Origin of the sequence: Komagataeibacter sp. FNDCF1 (assembly GCF_021295335.1) — a bacterium.
Taxonomy (GTDB): domain Bacteria; phylum Pseudomonadota; class Alphaproteobacteria; order Acetobacterales; family Acetobacteraceae; genus Komagataeibacter.
Genome location: NZ_JAIWOT010000001.1, coordinates 1,475,826 through 1,501,717, shown reverse-complemented (window position 1 = coordinate 1,501,717; position 25,892 = coordinate 1,475,826). Strand labels below are relative to the sequence as shown.

The 25,892-nt window shown below is 65.5% G+C and carries 20 protein-coding genes; 14 read left to right on the top strand and 6 right to left on the bottom strand.

All coding sequences use genetic code 11. The features are described from left to right. The first annotated feature begins 77 nt into the window (after positions 1 to 77). The 3 genes from LDL32_RS07125 to LDL32_RS07115 all read left to right on the top strand — a co-directional run bounded on the left by LDL32_RS07125 (position 78) and on the right by LDL32_RS07115 (position 1,823). The gene (locus tag LDL32_RS07125; protein ID WP_233065559.1) at positions 78 to 371 is read left to right on the top strand and encodes a YciI family protein; all 294 of its coding nucleotides are present in this window, start codon (positions 78 to 80) and stop codon (positions 369 to 371) included. A 10-nt stretch (positions 372 to 381) separates the two neighbouring features. Next, a complete protein-coding gene (locus tag LDL32_RS07120; protein WP_233065557.1) occupies positions 382 to 795 on the top strand; it encodes an EVE domain-containing protein in 414 nt (137 codons plus the stop codon). A 179-nt stretch (positions 796 to 974) separates the two neighbouring features. Next, positions 975 to 1,823 (top strand): EcsC family protein, encoded by an 849-nt coding sequence (locus LDL32_RS07115; RefSeq protein ID WP_233065555.1) that lies wholly within the window; start codon positions 975 to 977, stop codon positions 1,821 to 1,823. Positions 1,824 to 1,884: 61 nt separating this feature from the next. On the opposite strand, the gene LDL32_RS07110 is transcribed toward LDL32_RS07115, so the two are convergent. Then, positions 1,885 to 2,076 (bottom strand): hypothetical protein, encoded by a 192-nt coding sequence (locus LDL32_RS07110; protein WP_233065554.1) that lies wholly within the window; start codon positions 2,074 to 2,076, stop codon positions 1,885 to 1,887. Positions 2,077 to 2,110: 34 nt separating this feature from the next. Beyond that, positions 2,111 to 3,085, bottom strand: coding sequence for a D-glycerate dehydrogenase (locus LDL32_RS07105; protein WP_233065552.1), 975 nt, complete (start codon positions 3,083 to 3,085; stop codon positions 2,111 to 2,113). An 83-nt stretch (positions 3,086 to 3,168) separates the two neighbouring features. Between LDL32_RS07105 and aat the strand changes: the two genes are divergently transcribed. From aat to LDL32_RS07085, 4 genes are all read left to right on the top strand, one after another. Then, entirely contained in the window at positions 3,169 to 3,831 is a 663-nt protein-coding gene (gene aat / locus LDL32_RS07100; RefSeq protein WP_233065549.1) for a leucyl/phenylalanyl-tRNA--protein transferase, read from the top strand. A gap of 67 nt (positions 3,832 to 3,898) precedes the next feature. After that, entirely contained in the window at positions 3,899 to 4,579 is a 681-nt protein-coding gene (locus tag LDL32_RS07095) for a DUF4412 domain-containing protein (protein WP_233065547.1), read from the top strand. Positions 4,580 to 4,624: 45 nt separating this feature from the next. After that, positions 4,625 to 5,224 (top strand): hypothetical protein, encoded by a 600-nt coding sequence (locus tag LDL32_RS07090; protein WP_233065545.1) that lies wholly within the window; start codon positions 4,625 to 4,627, stop codon positions 5,222 to 5,224. 127 nt (positions 5,225 to 5,351) lie between these two features. Further along, positions 5,352 to 5,657 carry a hypothetical protein gene (locus LDL32_RS07085; protein ID WP_233065543.1) on the top strand — a complete coding sequence of 102 codons (306 nt, stop codon included), beginning with the start codon at positions 5,352 to 5,354 and terminating at the stop codon, positions 5,655 to 5,657. Here LDL32_RS07085 and LDL32_RS07080 read toward each other — a convergent pair whose 3' ends face one another. Both LDL32_RS07080 and LDL32_RS07075 read right to left on the bottom strand, forming a co-directional pair. Continuing rightward, a complete protein-coding gene (locus LDL32_RS07080) occupies positions 5,658 to 6,170 on the bottom strand; it encodes a peroxiredoxin (RefSeq protein ID WP_233065541.1) in 513 nt (170 codons plus the stop codon). It lies immediately after the preceding gene. A gap of 124 nt (positions 6,171 to 6,294) precedes the next feature. Further along, positions 6,295 to 9,321 (bottom strand): bifunctional [glutamine synthetase] adenylyltransferase/[glutamine synthetase]-adenylyl-L-tyrosine phosphorylase, encoded by a 3,027-nt coding sequence (locus LDL32_RS07075; RefSeq protein ID WP_233065539.1) that lies wholly within the window; start codon positions 9,319 to 9,321, stop codon positions 6,295 to 6,297. Between the two features lie 65 nt (positions 9,322 to 9,386). Between LDL32_RS07075 and LDL32_RS07070 the strand changes: the two genes are divergently transcribed. Beyond that, a complete protein-coding gene (locus LDL32_RS07070; protein ID WP_233068755.1) occupies positions 9,387 to 12,710 on the top strand; it encodes a DUF3971 domain-containing protein in 3,324 nt (1,107 codons plus the stop codon). A gap of 354 nt (positions 12,711 to 13,064) precedes the next feature. On the opposite strand, the gene LDL32_RS07065 is transcribed toward LDL32_RS07070, so the two are convergent. Both LDL32_RS07065 and dctA read right to left on the bottom strand, forming a co-directional pair. Next, the gene (locus tag LDL32_RS07065) at positions 13,065 to 14,381 is read right to left on the bottom strand and encodes an MFS transporter (protein ID WP_233065537.1); all 1,317 of its coding nucleotides are present in this window, start codon (positions 14,379 to 14,381) and stop codon (positions 13,065 to 13,067) included. Positions 14,382 to 14,436: 55 nt separating this feature from the next. Then, on the bottom strand, positions 14,437 to 15,807 hold the full coding sequence (dctA, locus tag LDL32_RS07060; RefSeq protein ID WP_233065535.1) for a C4-dicarboxylate transporter DctA: 1,371 nt from the start codon (positions 15,805 to 15,807) through the stop codon (positions 14,437 to 14,439). A 242-nt stretch (positions 15,808 to 16,049) separates the two neighbouring features. Here dctA and LDL32_RS07055 point away from each other — a divergent pair, with 242 nt between their 5' ends. The 6 genes from LDL32_RS07055 (at position 16,050) to LDL32_RS07030 (ending at position 25,804) form a co-directional block, all read left to right on the top strand. Then, positions 16,050 to 17,357, top strand: a complete 1,308-nt coding sequence (locus LDL32_RS07055) for a DNA recombination protein RmuC (RefSeq protein WP_233065533.1) — start codon at positions 16,050 to 16,052, stop codon at positions 17,355 to 17,357. Between the two features lie 51 nt (positions 17,358 to 17,408). Beyond that, positions 17,409 to 18,146, top strand: coding sequence for a response regulator transcription factor (locus LDL32_RS07050; RefSeq protein ID WP_233065531.1), 738 nt, complete (start codon positions 17,409 to 17,411; stop codon positions 18,144 to 18,146). Beyond that, positions 18,136 to 19,533, top strand: coding sequence for an ATP-binding protein (locus LDL32_RS07045; protein WP_233065529.1), 1,398 nt, complete (start codon positions 18,136 to 18,138; stop codon positions 19,531 to 19,533). Before LDL32_RS07050 ends, LDL32_RS07045 begins: the two co-directional genes overlap by 11 nt. A 162-nt stretch (positions 19,534 to 19,695) precedes the next feature. After that, positions 19,696 to 22,902 carry an efflux RND transporter permease subunit gene (locus LDL32_RS07040; RefSeq protein WP_233065527.1) on the top strand — a complete coding sequence of 1,069 codons (3,207 nt, stop codon included), beginning with the start codon at positions 19,696 to 19,698 and terminating at the stop codon, positions 22,900 to 22,902. After that, entirely contained in the window at positions 22,899 to 24,185 is a 1,287-nt protein-coding gene (locus LDL32_RS07035; protein WP_233065525.1) for an efflux RND transporter periplasmic adaptor subunit, read from the top strand. The genes LDL32_RS07040 and LDL32_RS07035 overlap by 4 nt, the downstream gene beginning before the upstream one ends. Next, positions 24,182 to 25,804 (top strand): efflux transporter outer membrane subunit, encoded by a 1,623-nt coding sequence (locus LDL32_RS07030; protein WP_233065523.1) that lies wholly within the window; start codon positions 24,182 to 24,184, stop codon positions 25,802 to 25,804. Before LDL32_RS07035 ends, LDL32_RS07030 begins: the two co-directional genes overlap by 4 nt. Positions 25,805 to 25,892 lie beyond the last annotated feature (88 nt).

The following is a 25,892-nucleotide window of genomic DNA, read 5'->3' as shown; positions in this document are numbered from 1 at the left end:
CTCTACACTATCGCGTTAGAAAAGACACGGCCAGTCCTGTTCCATCATGGTACGGTCCCGCCACGAGAGGAGAAAACATGCTGTTTGCGATCATTTGTACCGACAGGCCCGCCAGCCTGGAAACCCGCAAGGCAACGCGTGAGCGCCACCTTGCCTATCTGGAGCGGTGGAAGCAGCACGTGGTGCATGGCGGCCCGCTGCTGGACGCGGAAAACCGCCCCTGCGGCAGCCTGCTGGTGGTGGACGTGGCCGACCGCGCGGCGGCTGAGGGGTTTGCCGTGGAGGACCCGTACGCCAAGGTGGACCTGTTCGAGAGCGTGGTGATCCGTCCGTTCCGTTCAGTTTTTCGTGATGGGCTGCGGGTGGAGTAAAAAAACGGTCATGGCGTACTGGCTGATCAAGTCCGAGCCCGATGCCTTCTCATGGTCCGAGCAGGTAAAAAACGGCGTGGAACCATGGACCGGCGTCCGTAACCACCAGGCCAGGAAGAATCTGGCCGCCATGCAGGTGGGGGACCGGGCCTTCTTCTATCATTCCAATGTCGGGCGCGAGATCGTGGGCGTGGTGGAGGTCGCGCGCGCGGCCTATCCCGACCCCACGGCGGAAGATGGCCGGTGGGTCTGTGTTGACGTCCGCACCGTGGGGCCCATGCCGCACCCGGTCACGCTGGCCGCCATCAAGGCGGATCCGGCGCTGGCGGACCTGGCGCTGGTGCGGCAGTCACGCCTGTCCGTCGTGCCGGTCTCGGATGCGCACTGGGCACATCTGTGCTGCATGGGGGGCTGGAACAGCTAGGGACAGGTCGCGTTTCATGCCTGTCGATACGGTGATGCACATTGCAAGAAGGCGGCCATGGTGCTGAAACGGTGGGAACTGCCGCATGGGCGTAGCGACCTGCCCCCAGCCACCGCTCAACGGCGTGGGACGGAGGACGGGTCCATATTGTTTCGGAAGATCAGGCGAAAGGCATTGTAATGAGTGCAGGTTCCGCAAACGAACTGGCACCGCTGACGCTGGACAGCGCGTGCATTACTGAACTCCAGCAGGCGCTGGAACGGGTCGAGTCCGGGCGGGGCGTACTGGTGCGCCTGGCTGACCTGATGGGTGGCGCCGTGGGGCAGGCCGCGATGCTGGGCATGCGCACGCTGGGGCTGGCCCCCACGCTGCAGGCCCGCCTGCAGTCCGCGACCGAAACTGCCATAAAGCGCGCGTTCGACATTGCGGTACTGGGCATGGACCGCCCGCTGGATGTATCGGCCACGGCGGGTGCCCCTACATGGCGTGATCCCGCGCTCAGGGCCGCGGTGACCGTGTCCGGCGCGGTGGGCGGGTTTACCGGCCTGCCGGGACTGGTGGCGGATGTGGGCTTCACTACGCTGGCCATCATGCGCGAGATCGCACGCATCGCCCGCGAACAGGGGGAAGACCTGTCGCAGGAGGATGCGCGCGCGGCATGCCTGGAAGTGTTCGCCCTGCGGGCCTTCCCCTTTGGTGCGCCGAAAGGGCAGGGGATGGGCGAGGATAGCGAGCTGGGCTATTTCTCTGCCCGCGCCATGCTGCGCGGGCGCCCGGTCGTGATGCTGGTGAGCGAGGTGGCGACCCATTACGGGCTGGGCCTGTCACGCAAATTCGCCCTGCAGATGATGCCGGTGGCAGGCGCGCTGTGTGGCGCGTCGCTCAATGCGGCATTCCTGTCGCACTACCGGGCGGTGGCGCTGGCGCATTTCACCATCCGGCGGCTCGAGCGCGAATACGGGCCGGAAGTGCGCCGTACCGCAGCCGACATGAAAGCCCACACCGCAGCCATGGCCCGCGAAAGCTGAGAGCGCAGGCAGGGGCGCGGCAGCAGGCAACCCTGCCTGCATTCCGGTGCCCCGGCCCGCTTCAGGTGTGTCCGCCGGCCTTGCTGGCCCGTGGTGCCTTCAGCACGAGGCGGATTTCAATGCCCCCCGCCACCAGCGCGAAGACGCAGTAGAAGGCCAGCAGCGTGTCCAGTACGCCATGGAAACGCGGGGCCAGCACCTCCAGCAGGAGGGCGATCAGCGCAAAAACCACGAATATGCCGGGTAATCCCATGTTCCTGTCTCCCTGCGGGCCGTCACCTGTCCGTTCAGGCCAGGACGGGGGTGGGCGGGTTGTTGCCGTTGAGCACGGCTTCCACGTTGTCTACCGCGAGCATGCCCATGTCGGTCCGGGTCTCGATCGTGGCGCTGCCCACATGCGGGGTCAGGAACACGTTGGGCAGTTCAAGGAAGCGCGGGTCCGGGTTCGGCTCGTTACGGTAGACGTCCAGCCCGGCTGCGGCAAGCTGGCCGCTGCGCAGGGCATCGATCAGGGCATCCTCATCCACCAGCGCACCACGGGCGGCATTGATGAAGATGGCGCCGCGCGGCAGGCGCCCCAGCAGGTCGGCATTGATCATGCCATCGGTCTGCGGGCTTGCGGGCATGTGCAGGCTCAGTATGTCGCAATGCGGCAGCATGTCGGCAACGGTGCTGAAATAGGTGGCGCCAGCTTCCTGCTCGGCAGGCAGGCGGCGGCGGTTGGAATACATCACCTCCATGTCGAAGCCGCGGGCGCGCCGGGCCACCGCGCGGCCGATGCGTCCCATGCCCACGATGCCCAGCCGCTTGCCGCTTATGCGCGTGCCCAGCAGTTCATCCATGGCGAGTGACCGCCCCCAGCCATCGCGCATGAGCGTGGTGTACTCCCCCGCCCGCCGGGCGGCCGCCAGCATCAGCAGGATGGCCATGTCGGCATTGCATTCGGTCAGCACGTCGGGGGTGTTGGTGACAATGATGCCGCGCGCATGCAGGGCCGGGATGTCCAGATGGTCGGTGCCCACGCTGACGGTCGCTACGACTTTCACGCAGTCGGGCAACTGCTTCACGTCGTCACCCTGCAGGGGCAGGCCGGTCGATATCATGATCGCGGCGGGCTGGAAGGCGCGCGCGGCATCCAGCAGTTCGCGCGTCGACAGCCTGTGGCCAGGCACGTCGGGTATGTTAAAGTTCTGTTCAATGCGCTGCATTACCGCGGGGGTCTGGCGCTGGGTCAGCAGCAGGCGGGGGCGGGTATCGGACATATGGGGTGTTTTCTCCTGGTGAACATGGGCATGCCGTGGCCCGTTACGGCCACAGGAGCATGCAGGAGGGTTATCCTAGGAACATGACGGGTCAAGACACGGTTTCCATCACGCCGGAGCTTATGCTGCGCGCCTATCGCGCCGGGCTGTTCCCCATGGCGCCCGATGCCCAGTCAGACGAGCTGGAGTGGTTCTGCCCCGAAATGCGCGGCATCCTGCCGCTGGATGGCTTCCATGTTCCGCGCAGGCTCATGCGCACGGTGCTGTCATCGCGCTTTGCAGTGGTTGCGGACCAGGATTTCGCCGCCATCATGGATGGCTGCGCGGAACCCGCGCCGGGGCGTGAGAGCACATGGATCAACCCGCGCATCCGTACCCTGTTCTGCCAGCTTCATGCCATGGGCCACGCCCACAGCGTGGAAGTCCGCCACGAAGGACAGCTGGTGGGCGGGCTGTATGGCGTGGCGATCGGGCAGGCCTTTTTCGGGGAGAGCATGTTCAGCCGCATGCGCGATGCGTCAAAGGTGGCACTGGTCCATCTGGTGGCGCGGCTGCGGCTGGGGGGGTTCACCCTGCTCGATACCCAGTTCGGCACCGATCACCTTGCCGGTTTTGGCGGTATCGAAATCCCGGCTCCCGCCTACCTGCATGCGCTGGAACGGGCGGCGGGGCAGCCTGCGACATGGGTGGGCAACGGGCAGGAACCGGCGCTGGACGCGGCCATCCGTGCCCTGCGCGGGGCATGATCCATCCATGCGGTTGACAGGGCGGCCCATGCGGGCTTCCGTCTTGGCAGATGAAGGGAAAGACGTAATGAAGCATGCAACGCCCCGCCTGCAACGGCAGCGGACCAGGACGGGCGCAGGAATACTGGGCATGGTGACGCTTGTGGCGGGCATCGCATCCGGTTGTGACACGCGGCCGGCGCACGCGCAGGATGCATCTGGCGTCCATCCCCCCCTTACGCCCACGCGCGATGTACAGGTGGACTACAATGTCCAGCCCGACGGGGTGGATGAACCCAAGGCCGTGCGCACATGGTTCGCCTATAATGGCGGGCTGATGCGAATCGACAGCCCGCAGGGCATGGGCGAGACGATCCTCAACCGCATGAGCCGCCAGGTCACCATCATCATCAACCCGCAGAAGGTCTACAGCCAGCTCGATGCCCGCTACGGCATCCGCAATCCCTTCCTGCTCGACCTGTCCATGACATTCGTGCGCAGGGGTACGTCCACCGTCGCGGGCATCGCCTGCACGCAGTGGGATGTCACGACCGACCAGGGCAACGCCACCGCCTGCGTGACGGAGGATGGCGTGGTACTGCAGGAAATAGGCGTGGATGGTGACGGGCTGAAGGGCCGGCTGGAAGCGACAAAGGTGGTGTACGCCCCCATACCGGACAGCATGTTCCAGCCACCGGAGGGCTACCGCAAGGTCGATCCGCCGCCCCCGCCTGGCACCCCCGCCGCCAAGGGTACGAAGGGCGGCTGATGGCCGCCGTGACCGATGCCCGTTTTTTTTCAAGGATTGCATGACGTGACACGACTGGCCCCCGGTTTCTGCCGGACCGTACTGACGGGCGCCCTGCTGCTGGCTGGCCTGGGCCATGCCCGCGCCACCGGCGATGATGCCCAGACCCCCTACGTCACGCCGCAGGCCGATGTGGACGTGACCTACACCATCTACCCCCCGCATGACACGAATGCGTCCATGACGCAGCGCATGCGCTGGTCCGCCAGTGCAATGATGCAGCGCGTCGACCCCGGGAATGCTGCGACATACATGATCACCGATTACCATGCCGGTACGCTGACGGTGGTGAACGCGGACCAGAAGGTCAGGACCGTGATTCCGGCCCCCGGCGCGGCCAATGTGCAGATGGGCCAGCGCGCGCAGGGCAACTGGCTGCGTACCGGTGTGTCAAAGGTGGCGGGCACGCCATGCACGCTGTGGCAGACACAGGATACCGACCAGCGGCCCAGCGAGATCTGTTACACGGATGATGGCGTGATGCTGGAAGTCATCCGTGATGGCAAGGTGATGGTGCAGGCCACCTCCCTCACGCATGAGACCCAGCCCGGAAGCGTGTTCGCGATTCCGTCGGGGCTGAAGGAACTGCACGCCGCCCATCCGTAACGGACCGGTCCGCTTTGTGGCACGAAAAGGGCGTGACCTGCCCGTAAATCGCCATTTCGGTCCTGTTTAAACGGTCCTGGCGGGGCGGCTTCTCCCGCCGGATCGATACAGGAGCGCAAACACGGTGATGAAGAACACACGATGCATCGCGGCGGGGCTCATGGTTCTCGCGGGGCTGGCCGGAGCGGCGCCACAGGCCCATGCCCATGGGCGTGGTGGGCCGGGGGATGCGTTTGTCGGCGGGCTGGTCGGCGGGATCGTGGGTGGCGTCGTGGGCGGGGCCATGATGGATGCCTACGGGCCGCCCCCCCCGCCACCGCCGCCGGTCTATTACCGTCCGGCGCCCCCCATGGCCTATTACGGGCCGCCGCCGCCGCCCCCGCCGGTCATGGCCTATGGCCCGTATGGTGGTCCGGGCCGCCCTTATTACTGATCACGCCCCGCCGTCTGTCCCCGCCTGCAGGCGCATGGTCGCAATGGCCTTGCGCACGGCGGCGACGTGGTTGGTGACCTTGACCTTGCGCCATGCCTGCACCAGATGCCCGGTGGCATCGACCAGGAAGGTCGCACGCTCGATACCCATGTATCTGCGGCCGTACATCGACTTTTCCACCCATACGCCATAGGCCTCGGTCACGCGGCCATCGCTGTCGGAAGCCAGCGGAAAGGTCAGGCCATGGTCGGCTGCGAATTTGTCCAGCGCGGGCATGCCATCACGCGACACGCCAATGACGCTGACTCCTTCGCCCTGCAGGTCGGATAGGGCGGCTTCGAATTCGCATGCTTCCTTCGTGCAGCCCGATGTATTGGCCTTCGGGTAGAAATACAGCACGAACGGATGGCCATGCAGCCCGCCCAGGCTGACCGTGCGGCCGCCATTCGCAGCCATGTCGAAATCGGGAACCACGCTGCCGGGTTCGGGGAAGGGGGGAGAAACCTTGCTCATGACCTGCCTTGCTGATCTGGCCGCATGCGTCCGGCGCCATCGTTGTCGCAGGATGCGTGCGGGCGGGGAGTATGGCCTGCGATCATGCAACGCTTTTGCATCGGGGGAAACCGGTCTGGAGCCCCTAGCGCGCATCCCTGTCCACGATGGGCGGGATCAGGCGGTCGAATACGGCCATGACATCGGCGGCCATGCGGTCCATGCGCCGCAGCAGGGATGCGGCATCGGGGACACGGAACTCCCCCGTCAGGATTTCGAGACTGGCGGCGGGGATGGTCTCGGGCACGTCACGGCCGCATATGATGCGGATCAGCCCCTGCAGCGTGCGCCAGAACAGGTCGGCACGGCGCAGCAGGCTGGCGTCGGCCGCATCTATCACGCCCTTGCGCGCCATGCGCAGCAGCGCCAGCCGCGTGGACTGGCTGCGGCTGGCCGCCGTGGGGGCCAGCAGCTGCAGCCCCTGCGCCACGAATTCCACATCCATCAATCCCCCACGGCGGCGCCTGATGTCCCATGGTGTGGTGGCGGGCCGTTCACGCGCCAGGCGCTCGCGCATGTGGCGGACATCATGCATGATCTGGGCGCGCGCCTGCATGGTGGCGTGGGGAGCGGGGGCCAGTGCTTCGGCAATTGCCTCACGCAGTTCGGCCATGAACCGGGACGGGCCCGCCACCACGCGGGCACGGGTCAGCGCCATGCGCTCCCACGTCCATGCCGATTCCGCATGGTAGCGACGGAAGGCGGAAAGCGAGACCGCGACCGGCCCCTTGGAACCCGAGGGCCGCAGCCGCATGTCCACCTCATACAGCGGTCCCTCCCGCCCCGGTGCGGTCAGGGCGGCGACAAAGGCATGGGCAAGACGTACGTAATAGGTTCCGGCCGCAAGCGGGCGCGGGGCCATGCCATCGGGCGGGACGGTGGCGGGTACCACGCTTTCCCCCGCATCGGCCGGATGGTCGAATACCAGCATGAGGTCGAGATCCGAGCACGGCATCATTTCATGCGATCCCGCCTTGCCCAGTGCCACGACCGCCATTGCCCCCCCGGGCACGGTGCCGTGCCGCCGCCGGTGTTCACGCAGCACCACGGCCAGCAGCCCCCGCATGACCGTATCGGCCATGGCGGTGCGGGCGCGGGCGGCCTGTTCTTCGCCCATGCGGTGTTCCAGGCGGGCGACGGACAGGCGGAATTCCTCTCCGCAGACCAGCCCGCGCAGCACCGGCAGCACCTGTTCCGCCGTTTGGGCACCCGCGACATGTCGCCGCACCAGCGCGGTTGCCGTGCCCAGCGCGCCGGGGCCGTCCTCCATGTCCAGCAGGCCGTCCAGCGCGGATGGTGTCTGCGCCAGATGGTCGGCCAGGAAGGGCGCGCAATCCAGAACGGTCACGATACGGTGGATCAGGGCGGGATTGCGCTCGAGCAGCGACAGGAACTGCACCCCCGCCCACTGCCGTTCCAACAGGGAATCAAGGCGGCGCAGCACCGCAAGCGGCTGCCGGCGGCTGCCGATCCGGGTCATGATGGCGGGCAGGAGCCGGCGCAGGAGCTTGCGCGCCCGCTCCGAGCGCAGGGCGCGCAGGCGGTTGCCCTCCCACCGGTCGAGTATGACCAGCGCATCCCCGATATCGGCCGCGGCAAAACCGTACGCGCGCAGCCGTTCGGCGGCGTCTGCATCCGCGGGGGCGATGGTCTGGTCGTCGGTTCCGCCTTCGGTGAACTGCCGGTCGAATATGCGCCGCGAGCGCTGCATGACGGCCAGCATGCCGCAGGCGAGTTCTCCCGGCATAGCCGCCAGCATGAAGGTGGCGAAGCGGGCGAATCCGTCCACCGTGTCGGGCAGGCTGTGGGTCTGGTGGTCCAGGCGCATCTGCAGGCGGTGCTCGGCCTGTCGCAGCATGCGGTAATTGCGGGCCAGTATTGCGGACTGGGCACGTTCCAGCAGGCCCGCCCGGCGCAGCCTGCGCAGGGCGCCCAGCGTGGTGGGGTCACGCAGTTCGGGCCGCCTGCCGCCCCATACAAGCTGCAGCGCCTGGGCCACGAACTCCACCTCACGTATGCCGCCCTGGCCCAGCTTTACATTCTGCGCCAGCAGCCACGCCGTGGCGGAGGCCGGATCGCGTATGCGTTCGGGCGGCAGGCTGTCCAGATCGGCATGTCCTGCGTTACGGTGGCGGTCGATACGGGCCTTCATGTCATGCAGGTCGTCAATTACCGCGAAATCCAGATGGCGGCGCCAGACGAACGGATGAATGCTTTTGAGGAAACGGCGCCCCGCCGTAATGTCCCCCGCCACGGGGCGTGCCTTGGTCATGGCGGCACGCTCCCATGTGCGGCCCATGCTTTCATAGTACTGGATGGCGGCGGGAAAGGACACGGCGGCTGGCGTGGCGGATGGGTCCGGACGCAGCCGCAGGTCCATGCGGAAAACGTAACCATTTGCATCACGCGCTTCCATAAGCGTGACAAGATCGCTAGTCATGCGCACAAAGGTATGACGCAGCCCCTCGTTACCGGGGTGGCGGTCCGGGTCGTACAGCACGATCAGATCTATGTCCGAGGAGTAGTTCAGTTCCCGCGCGCCCAGCTTCCCCATTGCCAGGACCACGAAGCCGCTGCCCCGGCACGGGTTTTCGGGGTTGCGCAGGCGCAGCCGTCCGGTTTCGTGCGCATGCAGCAGCAGATGCCTGACCGCGGCACCCAGCGCGTTCTCCGCCAGCTCGCTCAGGGCAAGCGTTACCTGTTCCAGCCCCCATGCGCCCCCGATATCGGCCAGCGCAATGGCCAGCGCCGCCTGCCGCTTGGCCTCGCGCAGCCCGGCCATGACATCCGCGCGGGGTGCTGCCGGCGGCATGAGCGCAAGCCTGTCGAGGATCCGGCGCGTGCACGCCTCCGCCCCATCGGCAAGCAGGGTGACGAAGGCGGCAATATCACGCTGCGCCAGGTCGGACAGGTATGGCGCATTTCCCCCCACCGCATCGACCAGTGGCCCCACCCCCGGCAGCGCCATGATATCGGCCAGCCCGGCGCGGGCGCAGGCCGCCGTCAGGTTTTCGCGCAGGATGGCGGCTGCCCGGCCATCCGCCGGATGGGGCCAGGTACATCCATGCCACGACGGGTGCAGCATGGGGGAAGGCGGCATGGGCTGGTCCATGGAAATGGGTCCGGTAACACGCTGGAATGTCACGCAGGCCTGCGCGATGGCGTAGCGTTGACGTCATGACGCAGGCAGGTCAACCCTCCGCCCCACCCCATCCGGCACCCAGCCGCGTGCGCCGCGCGGTACTGGCGGGCGGCAGGATGGTGATCTGGCTGGTGCTGCTGTGCATCACGCTGCCTGCCGTGCTGCTGCTGGTGCTGACGCTGCGGCTTTCGGCCGGGCCGCTGGATGTCACGCCCGCGCTCAGGCTCATCATGCCCATTCCGGTGGCCCATGGCCGCAGGCATGAGGATATCATTGGCGGCCTGTCGGCGGGACATGTGCGCATGGGCTGGAATGCCCTGCATGAAGGGCTGCGCGCGCCCCTGGTGATATGGGTGGAGGATGTGTCCATCCGCCGCAGCAATGGCGCGGAGGCGGACACCCTGCGGCGCGGGCGCATCACCATCGACAGCCCGGCGCTGGTCCATGGCCGGGTGCGCATACTTGAACTCTCGGCCTCGCACGGGCGCCTGCGCTTCGCACGCAGCAGGGAGGGGAAATTCGGCCTCGATCTGGGGCCGGATACGCCCTATCCCTCGCTCAAGCCGCAGGAACCGCCGCCGGTGGACCTTGACGGGCTGCGGCAGGCCATCCTGTCAGACACGCACGTCACCTTTACCGACCGCATGACCGGGCGCACCTGGCGGCTTGGTGAGGCCGATGCCCGGCTGAAGGTTACGGCGGAGTCAGGGCAGCGTGGCATTACGGGCGATGTCCGGCTGGGGCTGGAGGGCAACGGTGAGCGCCTGGTGCTGCACGGCACGGGCGAGCATGTCGGCCCCCGGCAGGTGGACTGGACGGTCGGGCTGGATCCGATCAGCCCCGCCGCCTTCGCGCCGGGGCAGAAGGAAGTCGCCCCGCTGGACCTGCCGGTGGGGGGGCGGCTGCATGTCTCCTTCCGTGATGGCGGGCGGAACATGCCCTTTCTCATGCCCCGCGACTTCAGCCTGCATCTGGAGGCAGGCAACGGCCAGGTGGTCACGCGCAAGGCCGGGCAGTATCTGGTGGGGCAGGGCATGGCCGACCTGGTGGGCGCGCTGGGGCCAGGTCCTGCGGCGGCGCCGCTGGATGGTCCGCTTCATATGGCGCTCAGCAACCTTGTCCTGCACCTGCGCGTGCCAGGCCATGCTGCGGATGACGATACCGGCCCGACGCTGGAGGCGAAGGCGGAACTCAAAGCCAGTTCGGTGCTCAATCCCAAAGCTGCGCAGGTGGATGTGGCGGCGCGCGCGCAGGCGCTCGATTTCGCGTCGCTGGGGGATTTCTGGCCACCGCGCGCCATGAAGGGCGCGCGGCGCTGGGTTACGCAGAACATCCCGCAGGGCCGCGTGCGCCAGTTCGAGATCAACATGGGGCTGGACAGCCATACGGGCTGGAACGGGCTGGATCTGGTATCGCTTGGCGGCACGATCGACGCGGATCACATGGAACTGCACTGGCTGCGTCCCATTGCGCCCCTGCATGACATGGACGCCCACCTGACATTCGATGGCCCGGACCAGATCATGATCCGTTTTGGCCATGCCTATCAGCTGGTTGATCTGGCGGACCGCCACGTGGACGCCACCGGCACGGGACGGATCGAGGTCGGTCCCGGCTCCATGCTCATTACCGGGCTGAATGAAAAGGTGCAGGTGGGCGACATCAACACCACCCTGCTGGGCAATGCGCGCGACGTGCTGGCGCTGCTGGCCGAACCGCGGCTCAATGTGCTCGCGCGCCATCCCATGTCCTTCACCCATCCGTCAGGGCGGGCCAATGTGTCGCTGCATATCGCCCTGCCGCTGGATGCGCATGTGCGGCTGGACCAGATCGACCTGCGCAGCCATACCGATCTGGGGGGCGTGCATCTGGGCAACGTGGTGGTGGGACGGCCGCTTGATAATGGCAATCTGGGCATTGACGCCACGACGAATGGCCTGCTGCTGCAGGGCAGCGGGATACTGGCGGGCATTCCCTCCAGCGTGATCTATACCATGGACTTCCGCAACGGGCCGATGGTCCATGCGGTGGAAAGCGCCAGCCTGCGCGGCCATGTGACGCCCGAGGGCGTGCGGCGTGCGGGATTCGAGATGGGGGAGCATTTTTCCGGCAGCGCCCAGCTGGATGTGGACTACGACCGCTATGTGGGCGGCAGGGCGCAGGTCGATATCGATCTTGACCTTGACCGCGCGGCACTTGCCATTCCCATCTGGTCCAAGAAGGCAGGGCAGGAAGCCAATGCCTCCGTCGAGCTGGAACTCGACCACGGGCAGATCGCGGCGATCGAGAACATCCGCGCCGTGGGGCCGGACCTGCTGATCGATGGTCATGCCGAGACCGCGTCGGGCATGGCGCGCCGGCTGATCCTGCGCGGGTTCCGGGTCGGGCGTTCGATGGGCAATGCGTCTGTCCTGCTGCCGCAGCGCGAGAGCGACGCCATTGGCGTCAATGTCGCGGCGCGGGTGCTTGACCTTTCGCCACTGGTTTCGTTCCAGACCGCGCCCGGCACCTCCGCTGCGGCCAAGGTGGCGGGCCAACAGGGCAGCAGCGGCTACCACATGCCGGAAATGGCGACCGGTCGCGTCAACAGTCCACCCGGGCGGCGGTGGGACCTGAATGTCGATGCCCAGACCCTGTATTATGGCCCCACCGATACATTGACCAACGTGCACAGCCATCTGGAAACCAACGGCACCCGCCTGACACGTGGGGTACTGACGGTTGAAGGGCCCGTTGCCGCGACCGCCCGCCTGACCCCGCAGGCCGGCAGCCGCGTACTGGACGTGCATGTGGCGAGCCTTGGCGACCTGCTGCGTGACATGAAGGTGACGGACCAGATGCAGGGTGGCGTGATCGACATAAACGGCAGCTTTGATGACACTACGCCGTCCGCCCCCTTCTCGGGCAAGGTGACCATGGGGCCGTTCAAGCTGCGCAACGTGCCCGCCGTGGTCAGACTGGCCAACAATGCCTCGATCTACGGCTGGCTGCGCGCGCCGCATGCGCCGGGCATGCAGATCGAGCAGCTTGTCGCCCCGGTCAGGATGGATGAAGGCACGATCCACATAGCCGACGGGCTGGTCAGCAACGCCTCCCTCGGCGCGACCGTATCAGGCGATGTGAATCTGGAGAAAAAGACCCTCAGCCTGGATGGCACCATCATTCCGGCCTTTGCGGTCAATGCGGCACCCGGGCACCTGCCGGGCCTGCTGGGCTGGCTGTTCAGCCCCGAAAAAAATGGCGGCGTGGTCTCGGCCACCTATCAGGTCACCGGGCCGATGGGGAACCCGGCGGTGCATGTGAATCCCTATGCCATGCTGCTGCCCGGCTTCCTGCGCAATATCATGCACATCCATTAAGCCGCGCAGGGTCGGGTGGCGCTGCAAGACAGTCCGGAAACATCCTGCAATCATTCAGGGTGTTTTTGGTAAGGCCCGCATGGGTGCCGCGCTGTTCCGGAAAGGAGGGCACCCGGAATGCCCGTTTTTCTCAAAACGCGGTTGCCCGGTTCTGCTGACAGAAGCACGGCAGCCGCAACCTGACCGCGCCGAGGTTGCGAAAGGTGGCGCGTCAGGATGTCCCGGCACAGCAGGTTCTTCCGTATCCTGCTGCTGTCATACCCTCTGTCTGCCGCAGGCCTGCGCGGTATGGCGACCGGCAGGGACATCAGGGGATCGACGCCGGCACGGTCGGGTACGCCGCCCCGGCTGCTGCTAGCCGGGCGGGCGGGGGGCTTCGTGCGTGATGCGGTCATGGCCGGGCAGGACGAACAGCACGGTCAGCAGCGAGCAGGCGATGCACCCGGTCACGTACCAGTAGAACAGCCCCTCATGTCCGATCTGCTTGAACCACAGGGCCACATATTCCGCCGTGCCGCCAAAGACCGATACGGTCAGCGCGTAGGGCAGCGCCACCCCCAGCGCGCGCACGCGGGTGGGGAACAGTTCGGCCTTCACTACCGCATTGATCGAGGTATAGCCCGAAATGCCGACCAGCGCCGCCGTGACCAGAAGGAATGCCGCAAGCGGTGACTGCACGGTAGAGATGGCCTGCATGAGTGGCACGGTGCCCAGGCACCCGACCACGCCAAAGGACAGCAGCAGCCGCCTGCGCCCCACCCGGTCGGACAGCGCGCCAAAGGCGGGCTGCACCAGCGCGAACACGGCCAGCGATGCGGTTGAAACCAGGGTGGACTGTTCCTTGCTCAGCCCCGCCGTGTTGACCAGGTATTTCTGCATGTAGATCGTGAACGTATAGAATGCGACCGTACCGCCCAGTGTCAGCCCGCACACGCCCAGTACCTCACGCGGATGGTGCAGCAGCACACGCAGGCCGCCATGGGCGTTTGTGTCGCGCGTGGCGGCGCTGAACTGGTCGCTTTCCGCCATGCCCCGGCGGAACCACAGGATGGACAGCGCCAGAAGCGCGCCAATGCCAAAGGGTACGCGCCAACCCCATGCCCCGAGCTGCGCGGGCGAAAGCAGCACGAACTGCAGCGCCAGCAGTACCACAAGGGCAAGCAGCTGACCCATGACCAGCGTCACATACTGGAAGCTGGCATAGAACCCGCGCTGGGCGGGGGGTGCTATTTCGGACAGGTAGGTGGCGCTGGCCCCGTATTCCCCCCCCAGGCTCAGCCCCTGCAGCAGGCGGGCGAACAGCAGCACCGCCGGCGCGGCAAGGCCGATACGCCCGTAGGTCGGGCACAGCGCGATGGTGAGCGAACCCGCGCACATGGCGATGATGGACAGGCTCAGCGCCGCGCGCCGCCCGTGCCGGTCCGCCATGAGCCCCATGAGCCATCCGCCCACCGGACGCATGAGAAAGCCGATGGCAAACACCGCGGCACTGCGCAGCAGTTCGGTCGTGGCATTGCCGGGTGGAAAGAACGAGCGGGCAAAATACATGGAGAATGCCGCGTAGACATACCAGTCGTAATATTCGATCAGATTTCCCGATGAACCGGCAATAATGCTTCGTATTCTCTGCGCGGTGGTGAGTGCGCCGGTCCGGGGCTGGAAAACAGGCATGGTGCAAACCTATGGACGCAAGGTGACAGTCAGGAAAAAAGGCGGGGGAACGGCCCTAGTGGATGGTGGGCGGGGCATCGGGCGTGATGTTCCGCCGGGGCATGACGGGGGTCAGGGCCTGCGCGTCATCCAGCCGGCCCGACAGGGCGGCGGCAAGGCGGTCGGTATCCAGCGCGCCTTCCCACCGGGCCAGCACGATGGTGGCCACCGCATTGCCGATGATGTTGGTCAGTGACCGGCATTCCGACATGAAGCGGTCGATGCCAAGGATAAGGCCCATCCCCGCCACCGGCACGTCGGGCACCACCGCAAGCGTGGCGGCAAGGGTGACAAACCCGGCTCCCGTCACGCCCGCGGCACCCTTGGAACTGATCATGGCGACCAGCAGCAGGGTGAACTGCTGGCCCAGCCCCAGATGCACGTCGGTGGCCTGGGCAATGAACAGGGCGGACAGCGCCATGTAGATGTTGGTGCCATCAAGGTTGAAGGAATAGCCCATGGGCACAACCAGCCCCACGACCGATGGCGCGCAGCCCGCGTTTTCCATACGGGTCATGAGGCTGGGCAGGGCTGATTCGGACGAACTCGTGCCCAGCACGATCAGCAGTTCTTCGCGCAGGTAGGCCAGCAGCGGCAGGATGCGAAAGCCGTTCCACCGCGCGACCGCGCCCAGGATGACCAGAACGAACAGCGCTGCCGTGGCATAGAATGTCGCCACCAGAAAGGCGAGGTGCAGCACAGCACCCACGCCAAAACGCCCGATGGTGAACGCCATGGCCCCCAGCGCCCCCAGCGGGGCTGCATACATGACCAGACGCACCACGCCGAACACCAGCTGGGTCAGCTGCCTGAGCAGCGTCAGGATTGCATGCCCCTTCGCCCCCATGTGCGACAGGCTGATGCTGAACAGGATGGCGACCAGCAGCACCTGCAGGATATCACCCGATACGAAGGCGCTGATGACCGTGTCCGGAATGATGTTGAGCAGGAAGTCACCGAAGGAATGCGCCTGCGCCTTTGCCGTGTAGGCGGCCACCGCATGGGCGTCCAGTGTTGCGGGACTGGCGTGGATGTGCGCGCCCGGGCGCACGACATTGGCCACGATCATGCCCACCACCAGCGCCAGAGAGGAGAAGGTGAGGAAATACACCATGGCCCTGGCCGCAAGCCTGCCTGCCTGCCCCAGGTCCGAAAGGCTTGCGACACCCGTTACCACGGTCAGGAAAATGACCGGCGGGATCACCATCTTCACCAGGCGGATGAATGCATCGCCCATCGGCTTGAGTGCTACCGCCACGTGGGGGCAGAAATGTCCCAGCACCACTCCCGCAATGACCGCAATGACCACCTGCGCGTACAGACTGCGGAAGATGGATCTGCCGGACGCGGGCTGGCCGCGCGGGCAGGTCTGCGGTTGCTCGGGCATGATGGCGGGAGTCCTCGGGAATGGTACGTTTCATGTGCCGCGGATGGGCGGGATGCAGGCGTGCTGGTGGCACGCTAGGGGGTTTTGGCGCTGCGGGAACCTGAAAATCAGGTGAGATTGCGGATATTGTGGTTGGTGCATATCATGGTTGCCAGATATTCCAAAAAAACATGGAGGGTTTACATCGCGTCGGTTACAGGGCACGGACATGTTTTGTTCTTTCTTGTGGGAAATAATCCGCCATGCCCGATCTGTCCGCGTCCCCCGCCATCTGGATCGGAATGCTCTGCGCGGCGGTGTCGTGCCTGCTTTCCCTGATTGTATTGCGCCGTCTTTCGCTCATGGCGGGGCAGGGGACGGATGAGGAGCTTCTGGGTCGCCTGTATGTGATGGTGGAGCGCGAGACCGCCGCCCGCGTGGCGGAGAACGAGGTCCAGCGCGCCCGCCTGGCCGAGATCGAGCGTGCGCTCGGCACCCGTCTTGACCAGCGTCATCAGGAAATGACCGAAACCTTCAACCGCATTGCCCGCATGATGGGCCGTGACCTGTCCGAAATGCGTGTCGCCCAGTCCGAATCCCTGCGCGAGATGGCGGAGGAGGGCAGGCGGCAGAGCGACGCGCTGCGCGCCGCCGTGAATGAACGCCTGCACCAGGCGGTGGAAAAGCAGATGCAGACATCCTTCCAGCGCGTGCTGGAACAGATCGGCGCCATGCAGAAGGCGATGGGCGAGGTCTCGGCCATGACCGCGCAGGTGGGTGACCTCAAGCGCCTGTTCTCCAACGTCAAGACCCGGGGCGGCTGGGGGGAGGCGCAGCTGCGCAGCATACTGGATGACGTCCTGCCCGAAGGGGCTTACGAGACCAATCGCCGCCTGCGTGATGACAGTCGCGAGGTGGTGGAGTTCGCCGTGCGCATGCCCGTGCGCGCCAGCGTGCCGCCTGTGCTGGCCATCGATTCCAAATTCCCGACCGAGGCGTATGAACGCCTGCTGCAGGCGGTGGATGACTGCAATCCCGATGCCGAGCGCGCCGCCCGCCGTGCGCTGGAAACCACCCTGCGGATCGAGGCGCGCAAGATCGCGACCAAGTACATCGTCCCGCCCGTAACGGTGGAATTCGCGGTGCTGTACCTGCCCACCGACGGATTGTATGCGGAGGTGGCGCGGATTCCCGGCCTGCTGGATGAAATCGGGCGTACCTATCGCGTCATCGTGATGGGGCCGGGGCTGATGCCCGCCATGCTGCGCACCATCCATCTGGGCTATGTCACGCTGGCGCTGGAGCGGCGTACGGATGACATTGCCCGCCTGCTGGGCGCGACCCGGCAGGAAATGCTGCGCATGGACGGCGTGCTGGAAAAACTGGCCCGCAATGCCTCCGCCATGTCCTCCTCCATTGATGAGGCACGCAGGCGCACCGGGCTGGTCACCCGCAGGCTGCGCGAACTGGACGTGGACACCCAGGGGGCATCCGTGCCGGAAGGGGCGGCTCAGGGTGACATGGCTCCCGCATGGAAGGACGATGGCCCGGATGGTGCGGGTCCAGGCTGAACACTAATTTAATTGGCCGTATTCCGGCGCGCGCGGCATAAGGAAGGGGACATGACCCTTCCCCCCGAAAACAATCGCCCCGAACCGGCGCCCCCATCCCCCCCGCATGATGCCGCTGCCCGCATCCTGCTGGTGGAGGATGACAGCAAGATCGCGCAGGAAGTGATCGAGGAACTGGAAAGCCGGCACTATCATGTCCAGCATGAGGTATCGGGGGCGGCGGGGCTGGATATGGGCCTGAACGCGCATTTCGATGTGATGGTCGTGGACCGCATGCTGCCCGAGCTTGACGGCCTGACGCTGATCGAGACCCTGCGTGAGCGCAGGGTCCATGTGCCGGTGCTGGTACTGTCCGCCCTTTCGGCCGTGGATGACCGGGTCAGCGGGCTGAAGGCGGGGGGGGATGACTACCTGACCAAGCCCTTTGCCATGGAGGAACTGGCGGCAAGGCTGGAAGCGCTGTTGCGCAGGCCCGACAATTCGCGCCACACCATGCTGCGCGCGGGGCCGCTGGAGATGGACCTGATCGAGCGCACCGTAAAGCGCGAGGGCGTGCCGATCGAACTCCTGCCGCGTGAATTCAGGCTGCTGGAATACCTCATGCGCCGCCCCAACCAGGTGCTGACCCGCAACATGCTGCTGGAGGATGTGTGGAACTACCGCTTCATCCCCCAGACCAACCTGGTGGATGTCCATATCGGCAAGCTGCGCCGCAAGATCGATGAAAGCGGCAGGCCCCCCCTGATCCAGAGCATCCGGGGCGCGGGGTTCATGCTGCGTGTTTCGTAACGAGCTGTTCCGTACCGCCACCTTCCGCCTGACGCTGGCGGTGGTGGCGGCCATGATCGGTTCGGCGGCGCTGCAGTTCTTTTTCGGCTACAGCCAGGCCAGCGTGTTCGAGGCCAGGCGCTCCGACATGCTGCTGCTGCGGGAGGCGAGCATCCTCCAGCGCGAATCCCCCGCCGTGCTGGAACAGCAGGTCCGTGACCGTGCGACCGATGACCTGCGCGTGATCATGAATGTCACCACCCTGTTCGATTCCGCGCAGCACTACATTGTAGGTGACCAGCATACATGGCCCACGGGGCTGGTGGCAGATGGCCATGTGCATGTGGTCGACCCCGAGGCCACGGGCGGCGGCTCATCGACCGTGCTGCGCATGGTGGCGCTGCCCGTGTCCGGCGGGCGGTACCTGGTGCTGGGGCGCAGCCGGCACATGCGCACCGAACTGCGGCTGATGATGCGGCATTCCATGCTGGTCTCCATCGTGCCGACCGTGCTGTTCGCGCTGGTTACCGGCATCATCCTCAGCCATCGTGCGCTCTCGCGCGTCAAGGAAATGCATGAGGCGATCGACCGCATCATGGAAGGCGACCTGCATGAGCGCCTGCCTGCCGGGCGGCAGAATGACGACCTCCAGCGCCTGGCCGCCAGCGTCAACCGCATGCTCGACCGCCTGGAGCAGCTGCTGGACGAAATACGCGACGTGGGCAACGACATCGCCCACGACCTGCGCACACCGCTCACGCGCGTGCGGGCGCGGCTGGACCGTGCGCTCAGCGCCGGGCATTCGGCCGGGGCGCTGCGCAACGTCATTTCCCGCACCATTGATGACCTTGACCAGTCATTCGCCATCATCACGGCACTCCTGCGCATAGGGGAGATCGAGAACGGCCGCAGGCGCGCGGGGTTCGGCGTGGTGGAACTGGGCACGCTCATGGCCGATATCGTCGACCTGTATGAACCCATTGCCGAGACCAAGGGCATCACCCTGTCCTGCGATGCGGGGGAGGAGGCGATACAGGTGCAGGGCGACCGCGACCTGCTGATAGAGGTGCTGGCCAATCTGGTGGACAACGCCATAAAATTCACCCCCGAACGCGGGCGTGTCGAAATTCGCGCACGGATGAGCGAACATTGCGCGCTGCTGGAGATCATCGATACGGGAATCGGCATTCCGCTGGAGGAACGCAAGGCGGTGACCGGGCGTTTCTACCGCTCGGACAAGAGCCGCCATATTCCGGGCAGCGGGCTGGGGCTGAGCCTTGTTTCCGCGATTCTGGCGCTGCACCATGCGCGGCTGGAGATCACGCCCACCCGCCTGCATGACAGCCTGCCCGGTGTGACGATGCGCATCGTTTTTCCACCGGCGGGAATGGTTCCGGCCGTAAACTAAATAGAAATTTCATTTGCCACCCGCCCCGCCCCGATTAACACCTGAAGGACAGACGGGGAGACGAGATATGCAAGAACACGACCTGTTCCGGCCCGGACCGGCCCGTGGTGCGGGGTCCGCCACGGGGGGCTGGCCGACCGGCCGGGGGGGCGCAGCCCGCGCATGAACGGTATCGTCGTTACCGCGCTCAAGCGGCCCTATACTTTCGTTGTCCTGTCCATCCTGATTGTCGTGTTCGGTGTCCGGGGCCTGTTACGTACCCCGACCGACGTCTTTCCCAGCATCAACATCCCCGTTGTCGCGATCTGCTGGACCTATACCGGCCTGATGCCCGAGGACATGTCCGGCCGCGTGGTCTATTATTACGAGCGCGCCCTGACCGCCACGGTCAACAATATCGAACATATCGAGAGCCAGTCCTACTACGGGCGTGGCATCGTCAAGGTGTTCTTCCAGCCCGGCACCGATACCGCCGTGGCGCAGACACAGATCACCGCCGTCTCCCAGACCGTGATCAAGCAGATGCCGGCGGGCATGACCCCGCCGCTGGTGCTGACCTACAACGCGTCCTCCGTGCCGGTGCTGACGTTGCAGGTCTCCTCCGATTCCATGACGGCGTCGCAGATCTATGACATGTCCTCCAACCTGATCCGCCCGGCGCTGGTATCGGTGGCGGGTGCGGCCATTCCCAATCCTTATGGCGGACAACCGGGCAACATTATGGTCGATCTCGACCAGAGCAAGCTGCTCGCCCATGGGCTGTCGGCTACCGATATCGGCAATGCGCTGGGCAAGCAGAACATCGTGCTGCCCGCGGGTGACCAGCAGATCGGCGCATTCGACTGGATGGTCCAGACCAATGCCTCGCCCGAGGAGATAGACAGTTTCAACAACATGCCCATCAAGCAGGAGGGCAATTCCGTCGTCTACCTGCGGGATGTGGCATGGGTGCATGCCGGCGGGCCGCCACAGACCAACATGGTGCTGGTCAAGGGCCATCAGGCCGTGCTGATCGTGATCATGAAAAGCGGCGATGCCTCCACGCTGTCGGTGGTGAGCGGGATCAAGGCGCTGCTGCCCTCCATTGTCCGGACCCTGCCGCCGGGGGTGGACATCACCGTGCTGGGTGATGCCTCCACCTTCGTGAAGGAGGCGGTGCGCGACGTGGTGCAGGAAATGGGCACCGCCGCCGTGCTGACCAGCCTCGTGGTGCTTCTGTTCCTGGGTTCGTGGCGCTCGACGGTCATCATCGCCACGTCCATCCCGCTGGCCATGCTGTGTTCGGTCATCGGGCTGGGGGTGGCCGGGCAGACCATCAACATCATGACGCTGGGCGGGCTGGCGCTTGCCGTGGGTATTCTGGTGGATGACGCCACCGTCATGATCGAGAACATCGACGCCCATCTGGAAATGGAAAAGGATCTGGAGACGGCCATCATCGATGCCGCCAACCAGATCGTCATTCCCACCTTCGTCTCCACGCTGTGCATCTGTATCGTGTGGATGCCGCTGTTCCAGCTGACCGGGGTGGCGGGCTGGCTGTTCATGCCGATGGCCGAGGCCATCATCTTCGCCATGATCGCATCGTTCATCCTGTCGCGCACGCTGGTGCCCACCATGGCCAAATACATGCTGGCAGCCCAGGTCGCGGCCCATGCAAAGGCGAAGGCGGAAGGCGGCCACCATGCGCCGGGCAACATCTTCAGCCGTTTCCAGCAGGGATTCGAGCGCAGGTTCCAGTCCTTCCGCACCCGTTATCAGGGGCTGCTCAGCCACCTGATCAGCATCCGGGCGCGCTTCGTGCCGATATTCGGCCTGGGGGCGTTCGCGTCGCTCGCGCTGCTGTTCTTTGCCGGGCAGGACTTCTTCCCCGAGATCAATTCCAACGCGCTGGCCATCCACATGCGTGCGCCCATGGGCACCAAGATCGCGGAAGCAGGCAAGATCGCCATGCTGGTCAATGCCGAGATCGAACGCCTGCTGCCGGGTCAGGTGGAAGGGATCGTCAACAACTGCGGCCTGCCGTTCAGCCCGCTCAACCAGGCCTTCATTCCCACACCCACCGTGGGTGCGCAGGACTGTGACCTGACCGTGACACTGAAGGACGATGAAGCGCCGGTTGCCAGATTCCGTACCATCCTGCGCAAGGGGCTGGCGGAGAAATTCCCCGGTACCGACATCACCTTCATGCCCGCTGACCTGACGGCCAAGATCCTGAACTTCGGCCTGCCCGCGCCACTGGACGTGCAGGTTACGGGGCGCAACCTGTACGCCAATTTCGACTTTGCCGAGAAACTGGCCGAAAAGCTGCGCCATGTGACCGGCATTGCCGATGTATCGGTGCAGGAACCGCTCAATACCCCCACGTTGCGCGTCAATGCGCGACGGACGTATGCGCTGGGCACCGGCCTGACCGAATCGGACGTGGCCAACAACGCGCTGGCCGTGCTGTCGGGCAGCGGGCAGGTGGCGCCGACCTACTGGCTGGACCCCAAGACCGGGGTTTCCCATCTGGTCGATATCCAGACCCCGCTGCAGTTCCTGCAGACGATGAACGACCTCGAGACCATTCCCATCGACAAAGGGGATGGCAACCCGCAGGACAGGGCGCCCCAGATCCTGGGTGGCCTGAGCCAGATCGTGCAGACCGGCACGCCGGGTGAGGTCTCGCACTACAACATCATGCCGGTGTTCAATATCTATGCCTCGAACGAGGGGCTAGACCTTGGCGCCGTCTCGCGCGAAGTCACGCGCGTGGTGGACCAGGCGCGCAAGGAACTGCCCGCGGGTTCCAGCCTGTCGGTGCTGGGCCAGGCTTCCACCATGAACGGGGCCTATGCCCAGCTGATTGGCGGGCTCGCGATGTCGATCCTGCTGGTGTATCTGATCATCGTGGTCAACTTCCAGTCATGGATGGACCCGTTCATCATCATCACGGCGCTGCCCGGTGCGCTGGCCGGCATTGCATGGAGCCTGTTCCTGACGCATACGGCGCTGTCGGTGCCGGCGCTGTCGGTGCCGGCGCTGACGGGGGCGATCATGTGCATGGGCACGGCCACGGCCAACTCCATTCTGGTCGTATCCTTTGCGCGTGAGCGGATGGACCTGCATGGCGATGCGCTGCGTGCCGCGATCGAGGCAGGGTATGAACGTATCCGCCCGGTGCTGATGACCGCATCGGCCATGATCATCGGCATGCTGCCCATGTCGCTGAGCAACTCGCAGAACGCGCCGCTGGGGCGGGCCGTGATGGGTGGCCTGATGGTGGCCACCTTCGCCACGCTCCTGTTCGTGCCGTGCGTATTCGCCCTGATCCATTCCAGAAAGTCCAAGAAGGCCGCCGCCGCCGGCGAAGGAGAACACGCATGACCGCCACAGGGGAAAACCAGACGCCACGCATGTCCGGTCGTGGGCGGCTGTATGTCACCCTGGGCGGGGTTGTGCTGGCCGTCATCGTTGCGGGCGGCATCATCGAACGCCGCGTCCATGTCGCCCACCTGCGCAACGCGGCGCAGGATGCCGCCATCCCCCGTGTGCAGGTCATCCTGCCGCAGCAGGGGCCAAAGACCCGCACGCTGGATCTGCCGGGCAATATCTCGGCATGGTACCAGGCGCCCATCTACGCGCAGGTCTCGGGTTATGTGCAGATGTGGTACAAGGACATCGGCGCCCAGGTGAAGGCGGGCGAGATCCTTGCCACCATCGACACGCCGGGGCTGGATGCGCAGTATGCGGCTTCCAAGGCCAATTTCGACGTGGCGATGGCCCGCTACCGTCTGGCCCAGATCACCGCCAAGCGCTGGCGGGCGCTGCAGGGCACGCAGGCCGTCTCGCAGCAGGAAGTCGATGTGCAGGCAGCGAACGCCGAAGCCCAGCAGGCCGAGGTCGAGGCCGCCAGGCATGAGACGTCCCGCTACGCGGCGCTGATCGGGTTCAAGCAGATTGTTGCCCCGTTTGACGGTGTGGTCACATCGCGCCTGGCCGATGTGGGTGACTATGTGAATGCGGGCGGCGGGGATGTTTCTTCACGCGGGACGGCGACGGAACTGTTCTCGGTGGCGGATGTGCACCGCATGCGCGTGTTCGTGTCCGTGCCGCAGGATTATGCCGATATCATAAGCCCCAAGCTGGAAGGTGACGTATCGGTGCCCCAGTATCCGGGCCGGGTGTTCAAGGCCAGGTTCCTGGCAACCGCCAAGGCGTTCAACGCCGGCACCCGTACGGTTACGACGGAACTGGTGGTGGATAACGACAAGCGCGAACTGTGGCCCGATTCCTATGCCAATGTACACTTTGTCGCACCCGGTGACCCCGATATCCTGATAGTGCCTGAAGGCGCGCTGGTATTCCGCGCGCAGGGCATGCAGGTGGCGGTCGTGGATGCGGATGACCGCATTCGCCTGCGGAATGTAACGGTAGGGACCAATCTGGGGACGAATGTGCAGATTCTGGCGGGTATCGGGCCAAAGGACCGGATCGTGAACAACCCTTCGGCGGGGTTGCTGGAGGGCCAGAAGGTCTATCTGGTCGGGGCGACACAGGGGTACAACGACGCGGGTGCGACCGCGTCGCGCTCCGCTGACAAGGATGATGATGTGCGCGCCATGCCGACGGGCGACAGCAATGCGGGTGATACGGGAGTGCGTCAATGAATGCGGTGTCCCGCCACCCGTCATGCCCCGTCCCGTCACGCCGCATGCTCTCGCTGGCCGGATGCGCCCTTCTGGCCGGTGCGCTGGGCGGATGCGTGGACCTGGCCCCAAAATACCGCCATGCCCACTATCTCCTGCCAGACAACTGGAAGGGCGACGGGGTGGTGCAGTACGGCACCCCGCAGGACGCGGCGGCCCGCGGGGACTGGTGGAAGGTCTTCAAGGACTCCACCCTTGATGAACTGGAGGAACGCGCCAGCCACCTGAACCCCAACCTGCAGTCGGATGCGGAAGCGTTTACCCAGGCACGTGACATCGTGGCTGAAGCGCAGGCCAACCTCTATCCGCAGATCACGGGCGGGGCCGGTGCATCACAGAACCAGGCATCATCCCATCGGCTGTGGCGTGGCGCGGGTTCGCAGGGGCCGATCTACATGTCATCCGAGCAGTACAGCGCGACCGCGCGCTGGGAGCCGGATTTCTGGTCCGCCATCCGTAACCGCAGGCGCATGCAGCAGCGCCTGGCGCAGGCGGCGGCGGCCGATTTCGCGGTGGCGCGACTGAGCATCCAGTCCGAACTGGCCAATGACTACATGCAGCTGCGCGGCATGGACGCGCAGCATGCGGTCTATCTCGACTCGATCCGCTACTACCAGACCGCCGTGCAGATCACCCACATGCGGCAGGCTGGCGCCATCGCCGCGGGTATTGACGTCTCGCGTGCGCAGACGCAGCTTTCCTCCACCCAGGCGGCCGATACCGACCTGCAGGCCCACCGGTCGGTGATGGAGCATGCCATCGCCATTCTGGTCAACGTGTCGCCATCGCTCTTCCATATCACACCACGTGCACAGATCAGCTTCCCCAAGGTGGCGATGCCCGTGGGCATTCCCGCAACCCTGCTGGAGCGCAGGCCGGACATCGCCAGCGCCGAGCGCCACATGGCAGCGGCAAACCGGGCGATTGGCGTCTCGCGCGCGGCGTTCTACCCACACGTAACCTTCAGTGCGACGGCCGGTTTCATGGATAACGGCTTCACGCTCGATAAATTCGCCAACGGCATGTACAACTATGCCGCTCAGGCGGTCCTGCCGCTGTTCCAGGGGGGGCTGCGCCGGGCGGAGGTCCAGCGCAACTGGTCCCAGTACCGTCAGGCGGAAGACCAGTACCGCGCCACCGTGCTCGATGCCTTCAAGGACGTGGAGGACGGGCTGAGCATGACGCATGACCTCAACGTCGAGGCCGGCCAGCAGGCAGAGGCGGTCCAGGCCGCCATGCGCACGCAGAACATGACCATGCAGCTCTATACGGGTGGCCTGACCAATTATCTGGACGTGGTGGTGGCGCAGGTCGCGGCCCTGCAGGCGCGCATTGCCGAAGTGCAGGTGGAAACCCGCTACATGCAGGCGCAGGTTGAACTGATCCGTTCATTGGGTGGTGGCTGGACCACGGCGGAACTGCCTGACAACAAGGCGCTCCGGCCCTTCGGTATTGCGCAGTACACCCATATGCGCATGCCAAGGTCGGTCAATGGCGTGAATGTCGACAATGGCCCCGAATCCTTTGACCTGTCCGGCAAGGGATTTCATGACAGGGACTTGACAGCACCCGCCAAATAGCGGTAGGTGCGCGCCTCTTATCGGAACGCGGGAGGTCGCCCTCCGGCCCCAGCCGGGGCAGGGGGCGGCCACCAGAACCGCGGTCCGG

Coding starts and splice junctions, on each gene's coding strand:
- LDL32_RS07125 (WP_233065559.1), top strand. CDS start 78: ATGCTGTTTGCGATCATTTGTACCGACAGGCCCGCCAGCCTGGAAACC.
- LDL32_RS07120 (WP_233065557.1), top strand. CDS start 382: ATGGCGTACTGGCTGATCAAGTCCGAGCCCGATGCCTTCTCATGGTCC.
- LDL32_RS07115 (WP_233065555.1), top strand. CDS start 975: ATGAGTGCAGGTTCCGCAAACGAACTGGCACCGCTGACGCTGGACAGC.
- LDL32_RS07110 (WP_233065554.1), bottom strand. CDS start 2,076: ATGGGATTACCCGGCATATTCGTGGTTTTTGCGCTGATCGCCCTCCTG.
- LDL32_RS07105 (WP_233065552.1), bottom strand. CDS start 3,085: ATGTCCGATACCCGCCCCCGCCTGCTGCTGACCCAGCGCCAGACCCCC.
- aat (WP_233065549.1), top strand. CDS start 3,169: ATGACGGGTCAAGACACGGTTTCCATCACGCCGGAGCTTATGCTGCGC.
- LDL32_RS07095 (WP_233065547.1), top strand. CDS start 3,899: ATGAAGCATGCAACGCCCCGCCTGCAACGGCAGCGGACCAGGACGGGC.
- LDL32_RS07085 (WP_233065543.1), top strand. CDS start 5,352: ATGAAGAACACACGATGCATCGCGGCGGGGCTCATGGTTCTCGCGGGG.
- LDL32_RS07080 (WP_233065541.1), bottom strand. CDS start 6,170: ATGAGCAAGGTTTCTCCCCCCTTCCCCGAACCCGGCAGCGTGGTTCCC.
- LDL32_RS07075 (WP_233065539.1), bottom strand. CDS start 9,321: ATGGACCAGCCCATGCCGCCTTCCCCCATGCTGCACCCGTCGTGGCAT.
- LDL32_RS07070 (WP_233068755.1), top strand. CDS start 9,387: ATGACGCAGGCAGGTCAACCCTCCGCCCCACCCCATCCGGCACCCAGC.
- LDL32_RS07065 (WP_233065537.1), bottom strand. CDS start 14,381: ATGCCTGTTTTCCAGCCCCGGACCGGCGCACTCACCACCGCGCAGAGA.
- dctA (WP_233065535.1), bottom strand. CDS start 15,807: ATGCCCGAGCAACCGCAGACCTGCCCGCGCGGCCAGCCCGCGTCCGGC.
- LDL32_RS07055 (WP_233065533.1), top strand. CDS start 16,050: ATGCCCGATCTGTCCGCGTCCCCCGCCATCTGGATCGGAATGCTCTGC.
- LDL32_RS07050 (WP_233065531.1), top strand. CDS start 17,409: ATGACCCTTCCCCCCGAAAACAATCGCCCCGAACCGGCGCCCCCATCC.
- LDL32_RS07040 (WP_233065527.1), top strand. CDS start 19,696: ATGAACGGTATCGTCGTTACCGCGCTCAAGCGGCCCTATACTTTCGTT.
- LDL32_RS07035 (WP_233065525.1), top strand. CDS start 22,899: ATGACCGCCACAGGGGAAAACCAGACGCCACGCATGTCCGGTCGTGGG.
- LDL32_RS07030 (WP_233065523.1), top strand. CDS start 24,182: ATGAATGCGGTGTCCCGCCACCCGTCATGCCCCGTCCCGTCACGCCGC.